Here is a 19,548-nt window from a genome sequence, read left to right on the forward strand (position 1 = left end):
ACCTTCACCGTCGACCCCGCCGAGCTCTTCCACCGCAACCAGGTCACCGCCTACGCCGGGAAGACCCTGCACGGCGTCGTCACATCCACTTGGCTGCGCGGTCGGCGCATCGCGGACCACGGTGTCATCGGCGAACCCACCGGACAGCTCCTTCAGCACGGCGGATGACGCGGATGGCCGGGTGGCGTGCCGTCGGCCCGCACGGCTGACGGCAAGGAGACTACGGCTCGTCAGGCCGCGAGAGGTCCGGCGGCCAGCTCCGCAGGACGGCGTCGACGATTCGTTCGAGGTCGGCGCGCTCGGCACCGCCCGCAGCCTGAATCGCGACGCCGTTGCCGATCGTCATGAGGTACCTGGCCAGCAGGTCCGGGGAGGTTTCCGGGGCCAGGTCGCCCTCGTCGACCGCACGTCGGAAACGCTCGCTCAACAGGGTGCCGGTCTCGTCGCGCCACGCCGCCAGCAGGTCGCGGACCGCCTGCCCGCCTTCGCCCCCGACCAACGAGGCCCGCAGGCTGAGGCACCCCGTCGGGTAGCCCGGCAGGGTGCTGCTCCGGACCGCACCGTGGAGGAAGACGGTGGCCACCCGGCGGGCAGTCTGCTCGGCCACCGACTCGGCACCGTACGAGGCCGGGCCATCGGCGTAACGCGCCAGAGCCTTGCGGAACAGCTCCTCCTTGTTGCCGAAGGCCGCGTACATGCTGGTGCGGCTGATCCCCATGGCTTCGGTGAGGTCGGGCAGGCTCGCGCCCTCGTAGCCGTTCCGCCAGAAGACCCGCATCGCGTTCTCAAGAGCCTCGTCGGCGTCGAAGCCCCTGGGCCGTCCGACCGGCGCGCTCCGTTGGGTGTTCATGGCATCGAGCCTATCAATTCCGTACCGACCGGTCCGCAACCGCCGGGAAGACTTCTGCACCGATCGGTCGGTACGGAATTTTCTGCTGGTCGAGCCCGTTGCGAGGACACCTTCCCGAAGAAAGAGAGCGCGACATGAGTGAGCTCACCGGCAAGACCGCCCTGATCACCGGTTCCACCTCCGGCATCGGCCGCGCGACGGCCCGGTCCCTGGCCGCGCGGGGTGCGAGCGTCGTGGTGACCGGCCGCAACGCCGCGCGCGGCGCCGAGGTGGTCGCCCGGATCGAGGCCGACGGCGGCACGGCCCGTTTCATCGCCGCCGACCTGACCGACCAGGAGGACGTGGCCCGGCTGGCCCGGGAAGCCGGCGACGTGGACATCCTGGTGAACAACGCCGCGGGGGCCAGCTTCGGCCTCAGCGCCGACATCACCCCCGAGCAGTACGACGCCATGCTCGACGGCAACGTACGGGCGGTCTACGCGCTGACCGCCGCCCTGGCTCCGAGGATGGCCGAGCGGGGCAGTGGCAGCGTGATCAACGTCAGCAGCGGGGCAGCCGTGATGGGGGACGTGTACAACGCGGTCTACGCCGCCACCAAGGGAGCGGTGAACGCCCTGACCCGTTCCTGGGCCGCCGAGTACGGGCCGTCCGGGGTGCGCGTCAACTCGGTCGCGCCCGGCCCGGTCTACACCAGCGCTCCGGTCGAGTATCTCGACCTGTACATCCCCCTGATCCCGCTGCGCCGCGTCGCCCGACCGGAGGATGTCAGCGAGGTGATCGCCTTCCTCGCCGGCCCTGGCGGCTCGTACGTGAACGGGGCCGTCATCCCTGTGGACGGTGGGCTCACCGCGGTCGAACCCCCGAAGTCCCCTGCCGCGGCCGCCTGACCCGAGCCGGAACTGCCCCCGTATGCGCGGGCGAGGATCAGGCCGTCGGGCGCCGCAGTTCGGTGGGCCGTGCGAAGCCGTGACCGTCGCAGATCGGGGGCCGGTTTCGGAGCAATCCGAGGTGGGGCCCGGCGACGGACGCGCGGTGTCATCCCCGCTGCCGGGTGCGGGAGTAGTGGTGCCTGGCGCGGTCCCGGTTGCCGCAGTCCTGCGAGCTGCACCAGCGCCGGGTTCCACTCCGGGAGCGGTCGAGGAAGAACCAGCCGCATCCGGGGCCCTCGCAGCGCCGGACCCGGCCCAGGCCGTCCCCGCTCAGCAGGTCCTCCGTCCGCAGCGCCAGCGCATGGTCAGTTTCGGTGCGATCAGCAGCTCCCAGGGCTGGGGGTATGTCGCCTCCGTGATCTGCTCGATGGCCGTGTTCTCGGGGTCCGCCCAGTTCGCCCTGCTGGCCACCCTGGGCTCCGGCGGCGGTCCGGCCGGCGCCGTGATGTCCGCGGCACTGATCAACAGCCGCTTCATCCCCATGGGCATCGCCGTCGCCGGCGACCTGCGGGGCGGCCGGTTCCGCCGCGCGCTCGAGGGCCAGGCGGTGGTGGACGGTTCCTGGGCCGCCGCCCACCTCGGGGCCGGGCGGTTCGACCGGTAGCTGCTCTTCGGCGCCACCGCGATCCAGTGGCCCGCCTGGGTCGCGGGCACCGCCCTCGGCGTGGTGGTGTCCCCCGACCCCGATCTCCTGCACCGGCTCGGTCTGGACGTCCTCACTCCCGCGCTCTTCCTCGCGCTCCTCTGCGACGAAGTGCGCCGGGAACGGATCAATCGCCTGCCGGCCCTGCTCGGCGCGGCAATCGCCGCGGGACTCATCGCGATTCTGCCCGCAGGTCCCGCCTTGGTGGGCGCGGCACTCGCGGCTCTCGTCGCCCTGCTCAGAACACCAGCCCGGCATCGGCGAGCCGACGAGACGGGCGAGAAGGCGGTGGCCGAAACCACGGAAGCCGCAGGGCCCGCCGTACAGCCTGAAAGCGGCCTGCGTTCCGCCCACTCCGGCGAAGAGGTCGCACCATGACGCTCTGGCTCACCATCGCCGCCGTCGCCGCCCTCAGCTTCGCCTGCAAGGCGTTCGGCCCCGCGCTCCTCGGCGGGCGAACCCTCCCCCCACGAGCACAGTCGGTGATCGCCCTCTCCGCCCCCGCCCTGCTCGCCGGATTCATCGTCGCAGCCGTACTGGGCCCCGGCTGGACCGCTGTGGATCTCACGATGATCGCCGGACTCGCGGCGCTTCCGCTGCTCCTCTGGCGCCGGGCCCCGCTCCCCGTGGCCCTGGTGGCCGCGGTCGCGGTGACGGCGGCTCTACGTATGTGGGCGTAGAGACGTGCGGGCTCGTCGACCGGTCGGCCGGTTGGCCTCAGCAGCGGGCCCGGCTGCTCCCCTGCCCGGTGAGCCGGGGAGCATCAGCCGCCAGAAGGCCAGGAACGACGCACAGCGAGGAGTCCCAACGCTGCTTGCGGGAGAGCGTCACCTGCACGGCCGTGACTGCGGTGAGGGGCGAGGACCCCCGTACTCCGCAACGTCCAGGTCATCAACAGGGGTTACGCGCCGTGCCGAACCGGACGGCCGACGCCCCGTCGACACGGTGAAGGGCGTGGGACCTCCAGTCGGTCCCCAACCGGTCCCGAAAAAGGATCAGGGGCCGGTCTCGGATTGCTCCGAGACCGGCCCCTGATCTACGACTGTCTCCAGTCGGGACGACAGGATTTGAACCTGCGACCCCTTGACCCCCAGTCAAGTGCGCTACCAAGCTGCGCCACGTCCCGCTGCGTTTCCTCCCGGTTGCTCCGGGTGGCCGCGCAGGACAAACATTACCTCACTCCGAGGACCGTATCGACGCGCGTGCCTGTTGGGCGCGGGCCAGCTCCCGGTGCGATCCGATCGCGATGCCGTAGTCGACCCGGGCGAGAGCGTGCTCGTAGGCGGAGGAGGACTTCTCCAGGTGGCCCACCGCCTCGGCGAGCAGTTGCGCGGAGCGCTCCGGGGGTGCGAAGAGGGCTACGCAGCGCAGGGCCTCGCCCAGGGCGGTGGGCGTGCCGAAGCGTTCGGCGTGGACCCGGTTCCGGGCGGCGAGGTGCGCCGCGCGGGCCGGGTCGTCCTCGGCCAGGGCGCGTGCCAGGTCACCGGCCCAGGGAGCCCAGATTCCGTTGAAGCGTTCGCGCGGCTCCAGTGCGGCGCCCGCCGCTTCGAGCTCGGCGATCGCCTCTTCCTTGCGTCCCTCGGCCAGCAGCAGGCGGCCCCGCACGCACGGTCCGTCGGGCAGCACCATCGCGCTGGGGTAGGGCGGGCCGAAGTCGTACCGGTCGGCGATCTTGCGGGCCTCGTCGGTGCGGCCGCGGGCCAGCAGGGTGTCGATGAGCAGGCAGGCCGCGTCCCAGTGCACGGGCAGCCCGGAGCCGACACGGTCGGCGAGGCGGAGCCCTTCGCGCAGGAAGCCCTCGGCCTCGGCGAGACGGCCGCGACGCCGGTGGACCATGCCGAGCAGCGTGTGGGCGAACGCCAGGTGGGCGCCGCTCCAGCCGGAGATCTCGAAGGCCCGGACCGCTTCGCCGAAGAGGCTCTCGGCGCGGTCCAGCTGGTCGACGAAGGTGTAGGTGATACCGACCATGGTGGGCAGTTCGAAGCCCCACTCGGAGTCGGTCCAGCCGAGGCCCCGGGCGGGGCTGCCGTCGACCAGGGCGCGTTCGCAGAGGTCGACGATGAGCTGGGCGTTCTCGCCTCGCAGCATGGCGTCGAAAGCCCGCAGGGTGAGCAGCGCCCGCTCCCCGTTGTCACGGCCCTTGAGGTGGTCGGCGTTGCGGGTGAGCCGCCGGGAGCGGGCCGGCCCGTCGTCCTCAGCGGCCTGCATGCCCTCCCACATGAAGTGGGCCGCCTGCAGGCGCATCAGCCCGGGGCCGGGCCCGGTGCGCGCGGCCTCGGCGGCCAGCGACAACGCCGCGTCCTTGAGCTGGTTGTTGTGGGCGAGCGCGGCGGCGAGCCGGAAGGTGGCGTCGACCCGCAGCCCGTCGTCGAGCCCCGGCATGTCGAGGGCGGCGCGGAGGTGCTGGACCGTCCTGGGCGGGGAGCTCAGCAGCGTCGCGCAGCCCAGTTCGTAGAGGAGGACAGCCCTGTCCTTGGGGCGCGGCGGCTCCTCCAGGGCCCGCTCCAGGCAGCGTCGGGCCGCTTCGGGCGCGCCGACGGCGAGATGCTGGCCGGCGGCTTCCCGTAGCTGCGCGACCAGTTCCTGGTCGTCGTCCGGGTGGACCTCCAACAGGTGCCGGGAGGCCGCGGCGGCGCCGAGGCCGGCGCGGGTGATCGCCCAGGCGGCGCGCCCGTGCATGGCGGTGCGGGTGGCCGGCGGGATCGAGCGGTAGACGGCGGACGCGATCAGCGGGTGGACGAACTCCAGCGGGTCGAAGCCGCTGACGATACGGGCGTCGCGCAGCCGGGCCGTGCAGTCGGCGGCCTCCGCCGAGCTCATTCCGGCGAGGGTGGCGGCCAGTTCCTGGGAGATGTCGGTGCCGAGGACCGCGGCGGCCCAGGCGAACCGGTTGGCGTTCGTACCCAGCCGCTCCAGCCGGGCGACGAGCCCGCTGCCCCGTGCGGACGCGCCGAGTTCGCGCAGTTCGCCGGCGGATTCCTCCACCGGCGGGAGCTCGCGGTCCTGGACCTTGGCGACCAGCTCGACCGCCTCGTACGGATTGCCTCCGGTGACGGCCCACACCTCGCGGCAGAACGGGTCGTCGGCGTGCTCGCCGAGGCCCGCGCGGACCAGTACGGCGGTGGCGTCCGGCGTGAGGGCCCGCAGGGCGACCCGGGTCACCGTGCCCTGGTTGCCGCCTCGTTCGGCCTCCCGGTCGGCGATGTAGTTGGCGTCGCGTTCGGCCAGCTCCTGCGGGCGGTGGGCCTGCACCACCAGGACGGGCAGTTCGCCGAGGCGGGCGGTGAACGAGGCGAGCCAGGCGAGGGATTCGCCGTCCGCCCAGTGGGCGTCGTCCACGATGAGGAGCAGCGGCCGGTGGCTGAGCCGGGAGGCGAGCCGGCCGACGACGAAGTCCAGGCCGTCGCGCACACCCTGCGGATCGGGCTGCGGGCCGCTCGGCTCGGCGAGACCCAGGGCCGGGGCGGTGGTCTCGTACCAGTCGCCGAACAGGGCCCGGGTCTCGTCGGGCGGGAACCGGTCGAGGGCGGGCTGCAGCAACTGCCGTACGACATGGAACGGTACGGAGGTGACGGTCTCGCCTCCCCGGGCGGACCACACGGTGCAGCGGTCGGCGGCCATCGCCTGGATCTCGGCGAGCAGCGCCGTCTTGCCGAGCCCCGCCTCTCCGCTGAAGACCAGGAGCCCGCCGACGGCCTGCGCCCCGCACAGGGCGTCCACCGCCTCGGCAGCGGCGGCGAGTTCCGGTTCACGCTCGTACAACGGCCGGGACGGCTTCATGCCCACCCTTCCCACAGAGGCAGTCTTCTCGACGGTCGAGCCTAGTCGTGCGCGGGTGCTCGTCGACAGGGTTCGCACGATTCCTTGCAGGTGCGGGGCACAATCGAGTAGTGAACGAGACGCGCAGAGACCGTGATGCCGAGGGCCGGGCGCGCAATGCGCGCCCCCGTGACGGACTTGGCCGTCCCCTGCCGTACGGGGCACCGGGCGTCGAACGGCAGCCGGAGGGGGTCGTCCGCACCCCTGCGGAGACGCTCGCGGAGGCGCAGCGGCTGCTGGACGCGGGGATGCCGTTCCATGCGCACGAGGTCTTCGAGGACGCCTGGAAGTCGGGGCCGGAGGACGAACGCGAGCTCTGGCGGGGGCTGGCCCAGCTCGCGGTGGGACTGACCCATTCCGCACGGGGCAACACCGCGGGCGGGGCACGGCTGCTGCGCCGGGGCGCGGGGGCGCTCGCCCCCTTCGCCGGGTCCCCGTACGGGATCGAGGTGGCCGGACTGTCCCACTGGGCGCGGGAGTTGGCGGCCAGGGTGGAGTCGGGCCCGACGGTGGACGCGGCGGCCGAGGCACCCCGCCTGCGCGGATAGCCCGGAGGCCGGCGCCGGGGCGGGGCGGGGCAAGCGAACGGCCAGGCGGCCGGAAGATCCGGGTCCGCGAACCCGGGGGTCGTACAGCTACTACGATCCGGCTCCATGAGCACTTCTGACCAGGATCAGGACCAGCGCAGGGACGCCGACGTTCCGATAGCCGACACCGACACCGCCGCGGAGGCCGAAGCCAAGACCGAGGCGGAGGAGGAGGTGGCGGACGGCAGGGCGGATGCGGATCCGGATGCGGAGGGCGACGCGCTCGACGCACCGGACGGTCAGGGCGGTCAGGGCGGGAAGAGACTCTCCCCGCGCCAGGCCCGGCGCCTGCGGATCGTGCTCTCCGCGCTGGGCATGGCCGCGATGGCCGTCGTGCTCGCGCTGCGCATCGCGAGCCGTTCGTCGGTGCTCGTCGTCGGCGTCTACGGGCTCGCGCTCATCCTGTGCGGCGTGATGATCGAGCTGAGCAGGAACGGCCGCACCCGGCTGGCCAGCTGGCTGCTGGGAGCGGGACTGCTGGCCGCCGTGGGAACGGACTGGCTGCTGCTTCCCTGATCCTGATTACTGTCCCGCTCCTTGCCCCGGCCCTGATCGTTTGATCGATTGAGGCCATCCATGATCGATCCATTGACCCTCCTTGACCGGTCGATCAGGATTCACGCATGAACGCCTCAGCTGGTGACCTTTTCGGACTCCCTCCGGAAGACCGCACGTCGAGCCCGTACACCGGATACACCCGCGCCCACTGGGAGGCGGCCGCCGACGGCCTGCTGAAGGCAGCCTGGAAGTGGGCCACGCCGGGCGGCGCCCGGCTCGACCTGCCCGGGCCCCCGTCGCACTCGGGGGTCCGCTCCGACGGCCTGGAGGGATACGCGCGGACGTTCCTGGCGGCGGGTTTCCGGGTCGCGGGGGCGGGCGGCAAGGACCCGCACGGTCTGCTGGAGCGGTACGCGGACGGGCTCGACGCCGGGACGCGGACGCCGGGCCGGGACGACGCGGAGTCCTGGCCGCTGATCCTCGACCACCATGTACAGGGACAGCCCATGGTGGAGTCGGCGTCGGTGGCCCTCGGCCTGCGGCTCACCCGGCCCTGGCTGTGGGACCGGCTGACATCCGACGTACAGGACCGGGCGGAGAAGTGGCTGCGGGGCGCGCTGCGGCATGTTCCGGCGGGCAACAACTGGTACCTCTTCCCGTACACCGTCGCCGGGTTCCTGGAGTCGGTGGGCCGGGGCGACGCGGAGACGGTCCGGGCCCGGGAGCGGGCGTCTGAGCTGCTGGAGCAGTGGTACCGGGGCGACGGGTGGTACGCCGACGGGGACGGGCGCGCCTTCGACCACTACAACGGCTGGGCGCTGCACCTGTATCCGCTGCTGGATGCCCATCTGGCGGGCGACGAGAAGGAGTCGGCACTCCACGGGGCGCGGTTGCGGGAGCATCTGGAGAGCTTCTCGCTGATGTTCGGCGGCGACGGGGCCCCGCTGCACTTCGGGCGCTCGCTGACCTACCGCTTCGCGGCGAGCGCGGGGGTGGGTCTGGGCGCGGTGACCGGGCATACCCCGCTCACCCCGGGGGCTTCCCGGCGCGTCGTCAGCGGGTCTCTGCGGTACTTCCTGGAGCGCGGCGCGGTCGGGAACGACGGGCTGCTGAGCCTCGGCTGGCACGGTCCGCACGCGGCGACGCTGCAGACCTATTCCGGTCCCGCGTCCCCGTATTGGGCGTCGAAGGCGTTCGTGGCTCTCCTGGCCCCGGACGGGCATCCTTTGTGGGCGTCGCCGGAGGAGCCGGCTCCGAGCGAGGGCCCCGACCGGGTGCTGTCCGTTCCGGCGGCGGGCTTTCTGGTGCAGTCGACGGGGGCGGACGGCGTCGTGCGGCTGCACAACCACGGCAGCGACCATGTCCGCCCGGACGAGGGCGAGTCGGCGGCTGACGAGGACCCGCACTACGCGCGCCTCGCGTACTCCACCGTGACCGGGCCGACCTCGGCGGACAACACGGCGGACAACCATCTGTCGGTGACGGTCGGCGGGGCGCGCAGTGCCCGGCGGCGTATCCGTCCGCTGGGGTCTGGGCACGGTGACGGCTGGGGCTGGGCGGCCTCCTGGCATCTGCCGGTGTTCCCGGCGGGCCCGTCCACCGTCCCGAGGCTGCGGGTGGAGAGCGTGACCGTGGCGCGGGGCCGCCATGAACTGCGGGCGCACCGGGTGCTGGGCGCGCCGGACGGGGCGCGGGCCGAGCTGACGGGCTGGGCGACCGACCCGGACGGCCCGGTCCGTTCGCTGCTGCGGGGACTGCACGGCTGGGAAGCGCCCGAGGACGTACGGGCCCCGCAGGGAACGGCGTTCGCGCGCCGGGCGACCGTGCCCCGGCTCGGCGCCGACGTGACCGGCACGGTGGTTCTCGTGGCCCTGGCCTCCCTCACCGCCGATCCGGAAGCCGCACTGCCGGACGAGGCCGTGGACGAGAACGTGGACGCGGTGTTGGGCGATGTGGTGGACCGGGTGGAGGTGGCCGGTGACACGGTCACCGTGCGCTGGGCGGAGGACGGGGCGCGCACGCGTATCGCGTTCGGGCGGGGCACGGTGACGGTCGATCACGGGTAGGGGCTCCCACGGGCCCTACGCGTCCGTGCGGATCACCACCACCAGGGTGCGGGGGCCGTGGACGCCCTCCACCCGCTCCAGCTCGATGTCGGAGGTGGCGGACGGCCCGCTGATCAGCGTCGTCGGCCGTTCGGGCGTGAGACGGGCCACCGCCTCCGGCACGCCCGCCTCGACGGTGGAGAGGTCGACGACGCACACGTGCAGATCGGGGACGAGGGACAGCGCCCGGCGGCCCTGGCCGGGCGAACCGTCCAGAAAGATCGTGCCGGTCTCGGCGCAGCCCGCGGCCGATGCCGTCACCACCGCGTCCAGGGAGTCGAGTTGTGCGGGCGAGACGTCGGAGTGGTCCTCCCGCACCTCGCCGTCATACCCGGTGAGCCAGCGCGCGTCCAGCCCGGGCGGCACGCCGATGCGACGGGCGCCGTGCTCCCGCAGGGCCTCGCCGACGACCTCGGCGGTGCGGTCCGCCGTACAGGGGTGCACGCGCGCCTTGTAGTCGAGGAGCCGGTCGGTGAAGAGGGCGAGGCGTTCGTCGTCGGGCAGGGTGCGGCCGGCGCGGTAGGCGCGCGGGACGACGACGGCGGGTGCCGGGGCCAGTGCGAGGGCGTCGCGGATCCGGCCCAGCACGGTGTCGCGGGCGCTGCTCATGTCGCGTCCTCCTCGTTGTGGTCGCTGTTCCGGTCGGCCTGTTTGCCGTTCCCCTCGGGGCGGTCGCTGCTCTGTTCGCTCGCCGCGGCCCGCAGGGCGGCCCGGCCCTCGTCGGAGGCGAACCAGGAGCGGAAGGTCTCCCGGGGCGGCGCCGCGGTGTCGCGGCTGTCGCTCCAGCCGCTCAGGGGCGGGGGCAGCCGCGAGATGGTTCCGTCGCGCCCCGCGACGACCCGGCCGAGCGCGGACGCCTTCTGTACGGCGGTGTACAGGCCCGGGCGGCGCATCACGGCGGCGGCCGCCTTCATCGCCAGCTTCTCCGGGGTGACGCCGGTCTGTTCGGTGTGCTGGTGGCGCAGTTCCACCAGCAGCGAGGGGATGTCGATCTTGACCGGGCAGGCGTCGAAACAGGCTCCGCAGAGGCTGGAGGCGTACGGCAGGGAGCTGTTGGGGTCGTCCTTCGCCGCGTGCATGCCGGCCAGTTGCGGGGTGAGGACGGCGCCGATGGGCCCGGGGTAGGTCGATCCGTACGCGTGGCCGCCGGTCCGCTCGTACACCGGGCAGACGTTGAGGCAGGCGGAGCAGCGGATGCAGTTGAGGGCCGCCCGTCCGATCGCGTCGGCGAGGGCGGCGGTGCGCCCGTTGTCGAGGAGGACCAGGTGGAAGTCCTGTGGTCCGTCGCCGGGCGTCACTCCGGTCCACAGCGAGGTGTAGGGGTTCATCCGCTCCCCCGTCGAGGAGCGGGGCAGGAGCTGGAGGAAGACTTCCAGGTCCTGATAGCGCGGGAGGACCTTCTCGATGCCCATGACGGTGATGAGGGTGTCGGGCAGGGTCAGGCACATGCGGCCGTTGCCCTCGGACTCGACGACGGCCAGGGTGCCGGTCTCGGCGATGCCGAAGTTGGCGCCGGAGACGGCGACCTTCGTGGCCAGGAACTTCTCGCGGAGGTAGCCGCGCGCGGCGGCGGCGAGGTGGGCGGGGGCGTTGTCCAGGTCCGCGTCGACGCCGGGGATGTGGTCGAGGAAGATCTGCCGGATCTCGTCCCGGTTGCGGTGGATGGCGGGCACCAGGATGTGCGAGGGCTTGTCGTCGGCGAGCTGGACGATGAGTTCCGCGAGGTCGGTCTCGTGCGGGGTGATCCCGACGGACTCCAGATGCTCGTTGAGTCCGATCTCCTGGGTGGCCATCGACTTGACCTTGATGACCTCGTCGCTGCCCGTGGCTCTCACGAGGCGGGTGACGATCGCGTTGGCCTCGGCTGCGTCGCGCGCCCAGTGGACGGTGCCGCCGCGCTCGGTGACCTTGCGCTCCAGTTGTTCGAGCAGTTCGGGGAGCCGGTTCATGGTGTCGGTCTTGATGGCGGAGCCGGCGTCGCGCAGGGCTTCCCAGTCGGGGAGTTCGCCGGTGACGTTCAGGCGTTTGGCGCGGATCGTGCCGGTGGCGCGGCCGAGGTTGCGGCGGAGCTGGTCGTTGCCCAGTTCGTCGTGGGCGGCGCGGGGGAAGGCCCGGTCGCCGCGGAGGTTGCCGGTGCCGTACGGGGAGCGGGGCGGCGGGGAGGGCATGCCGAGGAACGTGCTCATACGGGGGCCTCCGTCAGGACGTCGGGCGTGGTGCGGGTCGCGGCGAGGATCCGGGCGAGGTGCAGGGTGCGGGTGCCGGACCGGATCCGGGAGAGCCCGCCGCCGATGTGCATCAGGCAGGAGGAGTCCCCCGCGGTGCACACCTCCGCCCCGGTCGCCGTGATGTTGTCCGTCTTGTCGTGGAGCATCGCGGTGGACGTCTCGGCGTTCTTGAGCGCGAAGGTGCCGCCGAAGCCGCAGCAGGAGTCGGCGCCGGGCAGCTCGACGAGGTCGATGCCCTCGACCTCGCGCAGGAGTCGGAGCGGCTTGTCACCGACGCGGAGCATGCGCAGGGAGTGGCAGGTGGGGTGGTACGTCACCCGGTGCGGGAAGTACGCGCCGACCCGGGTGACGCCGAGGACGTCCACGAGGAGTTCGGAGAGCTCGTACGTCTTCGCGGCGACGGCGTCCACCCCGGCACGGAGCGCGGCGTCCCCGTAGCGGTCGGCGACGATCCGGTGCTGGTGCCGGACGGAACCGGCGCACGAGCCCGACGGCATCACGACCGCCTCGATGGAGGCGTCACCGAACCCCTCCGCGAAGTTACGTACCAGGGGTACCGGTTCACGCTGGTAGCCGGTGTTGATGTGCATCTGCCCGCAGCAGGTCTGCCCCGGCGGGAACACCACGTCGTGGCCCAGGCGCGTGAGCAGGATCGCGGTTGCCTTCACCGCGTCGGGGAAGAGCGTGTCCCCCAGACAGGTGGCGAAGAGTCCGATGCGCATGGGGCCTCCCCGGTCGGGTTCGCCGCGGCGGTCGGGGCGAGTGAGTGTGTGCGTGCCCGCCGCGTTTCACTACGAGGTTTCTATGGTCGGACCATACTAGGCGCAGGCCGTCGAAGGGAACGTCCGGCGCGATGCGTGGCGCGGGCGGAGGAGGCCGGGGCCTGGGCCGGGCAGCCCTGGCCCTCTAAGAGGCGGTGGGGCCTTCCACCAACGTCCCGTGCAGCCCGCGGATATGCCACTCCACCAGGTCCGCGGCCTCCGGGCCGCTCCCCTCCCGTACGAGAGTGAGAAGCGTCCGGTGGTCGGCGTTGAGGGCGCGCGCGGTGGCCGGCCAGTCCTCGACGTCTTCCAGGGCACGCAGGATCAGCGGCCGCACGGACTCGCGTACGGCGGAGGTCAGTGTCGACGTGAGAGCGTTGCCGGAGCTGCGGGCGATGAGCACGTGGAATCGGGTGTCCAGGTCGTTGAAGGCGCTCACGCCGATCCCCGGTTCCGCCATGCCCGCCACCAGTTCCTCCGCCTCGTCGAGGTCCTCGTCCGGCGCGTGGCAGGCGGCGCCCTCGAAGCTGGACCGCTCCAGGACCACCCGGGCCTCCAGGACGTCGTGGAGGCTGTAGCTGCCGAGGGCGAAGTGCAGGCGGAGCAGTCGGCCCAGGGCGTCGTCCGGGTTGCGCACGATCCGGGCCCCGGCGTCGGGTCCCCGGCCGGGCTGGGCCACCAGGACGCCGATGGTCTCCAGCACCCGCAGCGCCTCGCGCAGGGCGGAGCGGCTGACGCCGAGCACCGGGGCCAGTTCCCGTTCGGGCGGCAGCCGGTCACCGGCCCGGAGTTCTCCGGCGAAGACCCGTTCCTCGATGCTGCGGAGCACGAGCTCATGGGTGCGGGACTGCTGCACGGGCTGCCATTCGACGGGCATCCGTCACTCCCTGCCTCGGCCGGATCCGGACATGCAGCCTATGTCACACGGAGCATGTGGTCGGACCACAGAGCCGGTGGGAGCCGGGTCGGTGTCAGAGGGAGCCGAGGAGTGCAGAGGGCGCGCTACCGCGTACTGGGGATGTCCCGCCCGTGCAGGCGCCCGCGCTGCGGGTCGAAGAGGTGGGCCGCCGCTCCGGCCACGACCAGGCCCCCGGCGATCAGGAGACCGTGGCCCATGGCGATGCCCATGCCCAGGGCGGCGAGTCCGACGGCGAGCCACAGCCAGGCGTTGCGGCGACGGTACTCGCGCGGGGGGCGCGGGGTCCCGTCGGACATCGCCTCGGCGAACCCGGGATCGTCGTGACGCAGCTGCTCCTCCAGATCGCGCAGCCGCTCGTCGTACGTGGGCATGGTGTCTCCCTCCCGGTACGGAAACCTTTCGGCACCTCACAGACCCGGTCCCCGCGGTGCGGCACGGGGCAGGGCCCCCCGGGGCCCTGGACCTCATGGTCGTCGGGGAGGGCCTCCGGGGGCCATCAGGGACAGCACCCATATCCGGGGGTGCGCACCATGCAGATGAGAACGGACTCCGGGCGAGGGCGGCCAACGGCACGCCCGGCCGACAGCACCGCCGGGCAACGTGCGCACCACGTCCGACGACGGCATGCGCCCCCGTCGCAGCGGCGATAGTGGAGGCTGTCAGCGCGACCGTGCGCCCCGACCCTCCGAAGGAGCCGTTCGACCTTGTCCCTGTTCTGGCGGATCTTCCTGCTCAACGCCGCCGTGCTGGTCGCGGCCGGCGCCCTGCTGCTGCTCGGGCCGATCACCGTCTCGACCCCGGTCCTGCTGACCGAGGCCATGATCCTGACCGGCGGTATCGCGTTCATGCTCGCGGCCAACGCGGCCCTGCTCCGGCTCGGCCTCTTCCCGCTCCAACGGGTCACCCGTGCCATGACGACCACCGATCTGCTGCGCCCGAGCCCGCGCCCCGAGGTCGCGGGGCACGGGGAGATCGCCGCGCTGATCGAGACGTTCAACACGATGCTGGACCGGCTGGAGGCCGAGCGGGCCACCAGCAGTGCCCGTGCGCTCTCCGCCCAGGAGGCCGAACGCCGCCGCGTGGCGCAGGAGCTGCACGACGAGGTCGGGCAGACGCTGACCGCCGTCCTGCTGGAGCTGAAGCGGGTCGCGGACCACGCCCCGGAGCCGCTGCGCGGTGAGCTTCGGCAGGTCCAGGAGATCACCCGGGGGTCGCTCGACGAGATCCGCCGGATCGCGCGCCGGCTGCGCCCGGGGGTACTGGAGGAGCTGGGCCTGGTGAGCGCGTTGACGGCGCTGATCACCGAGACCCCGACGCCGGACGGCCTGACGATCCGCCGCCGAATGGAAAAGGACCTGCCGGAGTTGGGCGCGGAGGCCGAGCTGGTCGTCTACCGGATCGCACAGGAAGCCCTCACCAACACGGTCCGGCACGCCCGCGCCACTCACCTCGAACTGTCGCTGCGGCGCAGCCCGGGCGGGGTGGAACTGCTCATCCGCGACGACGGCCGCGGTCTCGGGGACGCCCCCGAGGGGGCCGGCCTGCGCGGTATGCGCGAACGCGCCCTGCTGATCGGCGCCGAGGTCTCCCTCGGTCCCGGGCCGCAGGGCGGCACCGAAGTACGTCTCGATGTGCCCGTCCCGAACGGAAGCAACGGAAGCAAGTGACCATGCCCACCTCACCGTCCATCGCCACGCCCGCCAGGGGCGCAGCGGCCCCGACCCGCATCCTGCTGGCGGACGACCACGCCCTCGTACGCCGCGGAGTCCGGCTGATCCTCGACGGCGAACCGGACCTGACGGTCGTCGCCGAGGCAGGCGACGGGGCCGAGGCCATCGAGATGGCCCGCAGCGAACAGCCCGACCTGGTCATCCTGGACATCGCGATGCCCCGCCTCACCGGCCTCCAGGCGGCGCGCGAACTCTCCCGGATCATGCCGGGCCTGCGCATTCTGATGCTCACGATGTACGACAACGAGCAGTACTTCTTCGAGGCGTTGAAGGCGGGGGCCGCCGGGTACGTCCTGAAGTCGGTCGCGGACCGGGACCTGGTGGAGGCCTGCCGGGCGGCGATGCGCGACGAGCCGTTCCTCTACCCGGGCGCGGTGACGGCGCTCATCCGCAACTTCCTCGACCGGGCGAAGGACGGCGAGGACCTGCCGGCGCGGGCCATCACGGAGCGCGAGGAGGAGATCCTCAAGCTGGTCGCCGAGGGCAACTCCTCGAAGGAGATCGCCGAGCTGCTCGTCATCAGCGTCAAGACGGTGGAGCGGCACCGCGCCAACCTGCTCCAGAAGCTCGGCCTCAGGGACCGTCTGGAGCTCACCCGCTACGCGATCAGGGCCGGACTGATCGAGCCCTGACCGGGCCGGCGTTCGCGCGGGCGTGCGGCACTCGTACGGGTGCGCGTACGAGGACCCCCTGGCGAGCACGTGCGGTCGGTTCATGTGATTCTCACCCGATCCGCATAAGGTGCCCCCGTGACCCAGATGACCCCGCCCGGCTGGCATCCAGACCCCGGGTATTCAGGCAAAGGCCCCGCTCAGGAACGCTGGTGGGACGGAGCGCAGTGGACCGGCCATGTCCGTGCGTCGCCCGGTGCGGCACGCCGTCGCGGGATCCGCATCGGCGTCGGTGTGACGGTCGGCGTAGTGGTGCTCGCCGCGATCGGGGGCGGCGTGTATCTGCTGGGCGAGGACCGCGGCGGCGGCAAGCCGGACACCGCGGCCTCCTCGCCGTCCGCCGCCCCCGAACTGCCGGGCGCACCGGACGGCGGGAACAAGGACGACGGACAGGGCGGCGAGGGGAACGGCGAAGGCCAGGGCCCGGAGCAGCAGCTCCCGCCGACCGAGCCGGGCTTCGCCACGGACCTGGCCGGCGGGATCAGCATGCCGGTGCCCAAGGGATGGAAGGGAACATCCGGGGCGGTCGGCGCCGGACTGACGACGGGTGAGCACGCGTGCCCCGGCGACACCGCCGAGACCTGCGTGCGCGGCGGTGTGTTCTCCGCCCCGGCGGCCGCCATGAAGCTCACCGCGGGGACCCCGGAGGAGGCGGCGAAGAAGGACATCACCGTCAACGCCAAGGAGTCCTACGGCGGCAAGAGCTACGGGAAGATCACCTCGCACGAGGAGCTGAAGTCCGAGGCCGTCACGGTGGCGGGCGGCAAGGGGTACGTCGTGCGCTGGAAGGTGGTGACGGAGAAGGGCGACGACGGTTACGTGGAATCGCTGGTGTTCCCCTCCCCCGTCTCCAAGAACATGCTCGTCGTCGTCCGGTCCGGGTTCGACATCAACAAGGACGCGCCGAAGCTGTCCGTCCTGGACGAGATCACGGGCGGGATCAAAGCCGCGTCCGCCGGCGAGGGCGGCACCGGCGGCGAGGTCTGACCCGCACCGCAGGGTAGGGACAAGGGCGGGGCCCGGACCGGAAACGGTCCGGGCCCCGCCCTTCGCCTCTTCGCCGCCGGTCCCAGCTCTCAGCCGGTGACCGTGGCGGGGTCGCTGACCCCGGTGGCCCCCGTCTCGACATGACCGGCGAAGCGGCGCAGGAAGACGGGGTCGCCCTCGGCCGTGACGGACACGTCGTACCAGCGCTTGCCGGCTCGCAGGTCGATCGTGCGCGACACCGTGGCGCCGGGCCGGACGGTGACCGTCTGCTCCGTTCCCCCGTAGGCGGCGGCGCCGGCCAGCGTGAGCCGGACCTCGGTGTCGCCGGGGTTGGTGAGGGTCAGGTCGAGGTTGCCGCTCCCGTCGTTGTGCCGGGCGGTGACCTCGGGGCCGGCGGTCGAACCCGGGCTCCTGAACGTACGGAGGAAACCGTTCGGGCCGTGGACGGTGAGGTCGTGGGTGCCGCCGGAGTACGCGGAGTTCCAGGCGTCCGCGATGGTCCTGCCCGCCTCGGCGGTGTACGTCCACGGAGCGTCGGTGCGGTTGCCGGAGGTGACGTAGAACTGCGCGCCGGCCGCCGTCCCCGGGCTGAAGGTGAGCGCGATCTTTCCGGTGCCCGTGTCGACGGCCCCGTCGACGTACGGGGCGTACGGAAGCGGCCGGGTGGGGCGGCTGCCCTGCTCCTGCTTCGGCATCGAGCCGACGGCGGGCGGGGTGGGCCGGTAGTCCGGGTGCCGTTCGCGGTCCGGCGGCTCATAGGCGTCGGTGTCCGGCAGGTCGCCGGGGGCGGGCTCCCTGGACGCGAAGTCGAAGGCGGAGGTCAGATCGCCGCAGACGGCGCGCCGCCACGGTGAGATGTTCGGCTCGCGCACCCCGAAGCGCTGCTCCATGAAGCGGAGCACCGAGGTGTGGTCGAAGGTCTCGGAGCAGACGTAACCGCCGGTGCTCCAGGGCGAGACGACCAGCATCGGGACGCGCGGCCCGAGCCCGTAGACGCCGGGGCCGTACGAGGAGCCGCCCGCGTACACCTCGGTGGAGGTGTCGGCCGTGGACAGGCCCTGGTTCGCGGAGGTCGGCGGGTAGGGCGGTACGACGTGGTCGAAGAAGCCGTCGTTCTCGTCGTAGGTGATGAACAGGGCGGTACGGCTCCACACCTCGGGGTCGGACGTCAGCGCGTCCAGGAGGCGGGCGATGTACCAGGCGCCGTAGTTCGAAGGGAAGTTGGAGTGCTCGGTGAAGGCCTCCGGGGCGGCGACCCAGGAGATCTGGGGCAGTTTCCCGTTCTTGACGTCGGCGGCGATCCCGTCGAAGTAGTCGTCTCCGGCGGCCACGTTCGTCCCCGTACGCGCCTTGTCGTACAGCGGGTTGCCGGGCTGGGCGTTGCGGTACTCGTTGAAGTACAGCAGCGAGTTGTCGCCGTAGTTGCCCCGGTAGGCGTCGTCGATCCAGCCCCAGCCGCCGGGGCCGTCCAGTCCGTCGCCGATGTCCTGGTAGATCTTCCAGGAGATCCCGGCCTCCTCCAGCCGCTCGGGGTACGTGGTCCAGCCGTACCCCTTCTCCTCGTTGCCGAGGACGGGCCCGCCGCCCGTGCCGTCGTTGCCGGTGTGACCGGACCAGAGGTAGTAGCGGTTGGGGTCGGTGGCCCCGATGAACGAGCAGTGGTAGGCGTCGCAGACGGTGAAGCGGTCGGCGAGCGCGTAGTGGAAGGGGATGTCGTCCCGGGTCAGATACGCCATCGTCGTCGGCGTCTTGGCCGGGATCCAACGGTCGTACCGCCCGTCGTTGTACGCCTGGTGGCCGCCCGCCCAGTCGTGGTTGAGGCCCTGGAGGAACTGCATCCCCAGGTCGTCCGCGGTCGGGTGGAACGGCAGGGTGTCCTTGCCCGCCGCATCGGCCTGGTGCCAGACGGACTTCCCGCTCGGCAGCGTCACGGGCCGCGGGTCGCCGAACCCCCGGACGCCTTTCAGCGCGCCGAAGTAGTGGTCGAAGGAACGGTTCTCCTGCATCAGGACGACGATGTGCTCGACATCCTTGATCGTCCCGGAGGCACGGTGGGCGGGGATGGCGGCCGCCCGGTCGATGCTGCCCGACAGGGCGGCGAAGCCCGCCGTCGCACCGGCTATCTGGAAGAAGCGGCGCCGATTCATATCTGCCATGAGTGAGGGGCCTCTTGGAGTGTGGGGAACAGAAGCGAACAGGATGTTCCAAGAGAATCGAACAGAACGGAAGAGCCCGTGACGCATCGGTTAACGCCGGTGGTACGCCCAGCACGTGTGCGACGCCGCCTCACGACAACGCACGTGTGAGCCAGGCCACTTCGCCGTTCTCCTCCGTGGATACGCGATCCCGCTGGAATCCGAGCTTCTCCAATACCCGGAGCGACGGGGTGTTCCACGTGCCGACGGTCGACCAGAGCCGCGTACGCCCGGTCGCCGCAGCGGCTTCGAGTACGGCACCGGCCGCCTCGGTGGCGTAACCGCGCCCGTGCGCATGCCGGAACAGCTCGTACGCGATCTCGGGCTCCTCCAGGGTGGTGCGGCCGATGATCAGTCCGCAGTAGCCGATGAAGTCGCCCTCCTCCCGGCGCTGGACGGGCAGCAGGGCGATCCCGGTGGTCTCCGTCGTGGCGAGGAACTCCGCGATGGACGTCCGGATGCGCTCCACCGGGGGTTTCCCGTTGCCGCGTTCGGCGAGGAGGTCACAGAATGCGGCGGCGTCGGACTCGGCCCACGGCCGGAGTATCAGGCGCTCGGTCTCCAGGTGGAACGGCATGGTCGCGTACGTGGTGGACATGGGCCCCACTCTGCCCCAAGGGCTCATC

General features: G+C 72.1%; 20 protein-coding genes, 1 tRNA gene and 1 pseudogene. 11 read left to right on the top strand and 11 right to left on the bottom strand.

Features of this window, described 5'->3' with window-relative positions; translation table 11 throughout:
• Positions 1-168, top strand: a pseudogene (locus IE134_RS20370) (allantoinase AllB); the annotation flags it as partial.
• A gap of 52 nt (positions 169-220) precedes the next feature.
• Here IE134_RS20370 and IE134_RS20375 read toward each other — a convergent pair.
• The gene (locus tag IE134_RS20375) at positions 221-850 is read right to left on the bottom strand and encodes a TetR/AcrR family transcriptional regulator (protein WP_189431290.1); all 630 of its coding nucleotides are present in this window, start codon (positions 848-850) and stop codon (positions 221-223) included.
• 134 nt (positions 851-984) lie between these two features.
• On the opposite strand from IE134_RS20375, the gene IE134_RS20380 reads away from it, so the two are divergent.
• Positions 985-1,737 (top strand): SDR family NAD(P)-dependent oxidoreductase, encoded by a 753-nt coding sequence (locus tag IE134_RS20380; protein ID WP_098019956.1) that lies wholly within the window; start codon positions 985-987, stop codon positions 1,735-1,737.
• A 148-nt stretch (positions 1,738-1,885) separates the two neighbouring features.
• On the opposite strand, the gene IE134_RS20385 is transcribed toward IE134_RS20380, so the two are convergent.
• Entirely contained in the window at positions 1,886-2,173 is a 288-nt protein-coding gene (locus IE134_RS20385) for a CGNR zinc finger domain-containing protein (RefSeq protein ID WP_189431428.1), read from the bottom strand.
• Here IE134_RS20385 and IE134_RS20390 point away from each other — a divergent pair.
• From IE134_RS20390 to IE134_RS20400, 3 genes are read left to right on the top strand one after another with little or no spacing between them, the layout of a single operon-like run.
• Positions 2,081-2,383 (top strand): AzlC family ABC transporter permease, encoded by a 303-nt coding sequence (locus tag IE134_RS20390; RefSeq protein ID WP_189431292.1) that lies wholly within the window; start codon positions 2,081-2,083, stop codon positions 2,381-2,383. The two genes, IE134_RS20385 and IE134_RS20390, sit on opposite strands and share 93 nt — an antisense overlap.
• 60 nt (positions 2,384-2,443) lie before the next feature.
• Positions 2,444-2,800, top strand: a complete 357-nt coding sequence (locus IE134_RS20395) for a hypothetical protein (RefSeq protein WP_189431294.1) — start codon at positions 2,444-2,446, stop codon at positions 2,798-2,800.
• Positions 2,797-3,102 (top strand): AzlD domain-containing protein, encoded by a 306-nt coding sequence (locus tag IE134_RS20400; protein ID WP_189431296.1) that lies wholly within the window; start codon positions 2,797-2,799, stop codon positions 3,100-3,102. The genes IE134_RS20395 and IE134_RS20400 overlap by 4 nt, the downstream gene beginning before the upstream one ends.
• A 372-nt stretch (positions 3,103-3,474) precedes the next feature.
• On the opposite strand, the gene IE134_RS20405 is transcribed toward IE134_RS20400, so the two are convergent.
• Positions 3,475-3,548 (bottom strand) — tRNA-Pro (locus tag IE134_RS20405).
• Between the two features lie 50 nt (positions 3,549-3,598).
• Positions 3,599-6,202 (bottom strand): ATP-binding protein, encoded by a 2,604-nt coding sequence (locus IE134_RS20410; RefSeq protein ID WP_189431297.1) that lies wholly within the window; start codon positions 6,200-6,202, stop codon positions 3,599-3,601.
• Between the two features lie 110 nt (positions 6,203-6,312).
• On the opposite strand from IE134_RS20410, the gene IE134_RS20415 reads away from it, so the two are divergent.
• The 3 genes from IE134_RS20415 (at position 6,313) to IE134_RS20425 (ending at position 9,392) form a co-directional block, all read left to right on the top strand.
• Complete coding sequence (locus IE134_RS20415) at positions 6,313-6,789, top strand: DUF309 domain-containing protein (protein ID WP_189431299.1); 477 nt, start codon at positions 6,313-6,315, stop codon at positions 6,787-6,789.
• Between the two features lie 105 nt (positions 6,790-6,894).
• The gene (locus IE134_RS20420; RefSeq protein ID WP_189431301.1) at positions 6,895-7,344 is read left to right on the top strand and encodes a hypothetical protein; all 450 of its coding nucleotides are present in this window, start codon (positions 6,895-6,897) and stop codon (positions 7,342-7,344) included.
• A 107-nt stretch (positions 7,345-7,451) separates the two neighbouring features.
• On the top strand, positions 7,452-9,392 hold the full coding sequence (locus IE134_RS20425; protein ID WP_189431303.1) for a DUF2264 domain-containing protein: 1,941 nt from the start codon (positions 7,452-7,454) through the stop codon (positions 9,390-9,392).
• A gap of 15 nt (positions 9,393-9,407) precedes the next feature.
• On the opposite strand, the gene IE134_RS20430 is transcribed toward IE134_RS20425, so the two are convergent.
• The 5 genes from IE134_RS20430 to IE134_RS20450 all read right to left on the bottom strand — a co-directional run bounded on the left by IE134_RS20430 (position 9,408) and on the right by IE134_RS20450 (position 13,710).
• Positions 9,408-10,040 (bottom strand): LutC/YkgG family protein, encoded by a 633-nt coding sequence (locus IE134_RS20430; RefSeq protein ID WP_030711406.1) that lies wholly within the window; start codon positions 10,038-10,040, stop codon positions 9,408-9,410.
• Positions 10,037-11,617: a lactate utilization protein B gene (locus tag IE134_RS20435; protein ID WP_030711408.1), complete on the bottom strand. Its 1,581-nt coding sequence runs from the start codon at positions 11,615-11,617 to the stop codon at positions 10,037-10,039. Before IE134_RS20435 ends, IE134_RS20430 begins: the two co-directional genes overlap by 4 nt.
• Positions 11,614-12,381 (bottom strand): (Fe-S)-binding protein, encoded by a 768-nt coding sequence (locus IE134_RS20440; RefSeq protein ID WP_030711409.1) that lies wholly within the window; start codon positions 12,379-12,381, stop codon positions 11,614-11,616. The genes IE134_RS20435 and IE134_RS20440 overlap by 4 nt, the downstream gene beginning before the upstream one ends.
• A 184-nt stretch (positions 12,382-12,565) precedes the next feature.
• Positions 12,566-13,297: a FadR/GntR family transcriptional regulator gene (locus IE134_RS20445; protein ID WP_098019962.1), complete on the bottom strand. Its 732-nt coding sequence runs from the start codon at positions 13,295-13,297 to the stop codon at positions 12,566-12,568.
• A gap of 125 nt (positions 13,298-13,422) precedes the next feature.
• The gene (locus tag IE134_RS20450) at positions 13,423-13,710 is read right to left on the bottom strand and encodes a DUF3040 domain-containing protein (protein ID WP_030711411.1); all 288 of its coding nucleotides are present in this window, start codon (positions 13,708-13,710) and stop codon (positions 13,423-13,425) included.
• Positions 13,711-14,043: 333 nt separating this feature from the next.
• On the opposite strand from IE134_RS20450, the gene IE134_RS20455 reads away from it, so the two are divergent.
• The 3 genes from IE134_RS20455 to IE134_RS20465 all read left to right on the top strand — a co-directional run bounded on the left by IE134_RS20455 (position 14,044) and on the right by IE134_RS20465 (position 16,727).
• Positions 14,044-15,006 (top strand): HAMP domain-containing sensor histidine kinase, encoded by a 963-nt coding sequence (locus tag IE134_RS20455; RefSeq protein WP_098019963.1) that lies wholly within the window; start codon positions 14,044-14,046, stop codon positions 15,004-15,006.
• Between the two features lie 2 nt (positions 15,007-15,008).
• Positions 15,009-15,701 (top strand): response regulator, encoded by a 693-nt coding sequence (locus IE134_RS20460; RefSeq protein WP_030711413.1) that lies wholly within the window; start codon positions 15,009-15,011, stop codon positions 15,699-15,701.
• Between the two features lie 126 nt (positions 15,702-15,827).
• Entirely contained in the window at positions 15,828-16,727 is a 900-nt protein-coding gene (locus IE134_RS20465) for a DUF2510 domain-containing protein (RefSeq protein WP_189431430.1), read from the top strand.
• Positions 16,728-16,816: 89 nt separating this feature from the next.
• Here the strand turns inward: IE134_RS20465 and IE134_RS20470 are convergent, their stop codons facing one another.
• Both IE134_RS20470 and IE134_RS20475 read right to left on the bottom strand, forming a co-directional pair.
• Positions 16,817-18,883 carry a phosphocholine-specific phospholipase C gene (locus tag IE134_RS20470; RefSeq protein ID WP_189431305.1) on the bottom strand — a complete coding sequence of 689 codons (2,067 nt, stop codon included), beginning with the start codon at positions 18,881-18,883 and terminating at the stop codon, positions 16,817-16,819.
• Between the two features lie 130 nt (positions 18,884-19,013).
• Complete coding sequence (locus tag IE134_RS20475; RefSeq protein ID WP_189431307.1) at positions 19,014-19,520, bottom strand: GNAT family N-acetyltransferase; 507 nt, start codon at positions 19,518-19,520, stop codon at positions 19,014-19,016.
• Positions 19,521-19,548: the final 28 nt, after the last annotated feature.

It is taken from the genome of Streptomyces rubiginosohelvolus (genome assembly GCF_014649875.1).
In the GTDB taxonomy this organism is placed as follows: domain Bacteria; phylum Actinomycetota; class Actinomycetes; order Streptomycetales; family Streptomycetaceae; genus Streptomyces; species Streptomyces rubiginosohelvolus.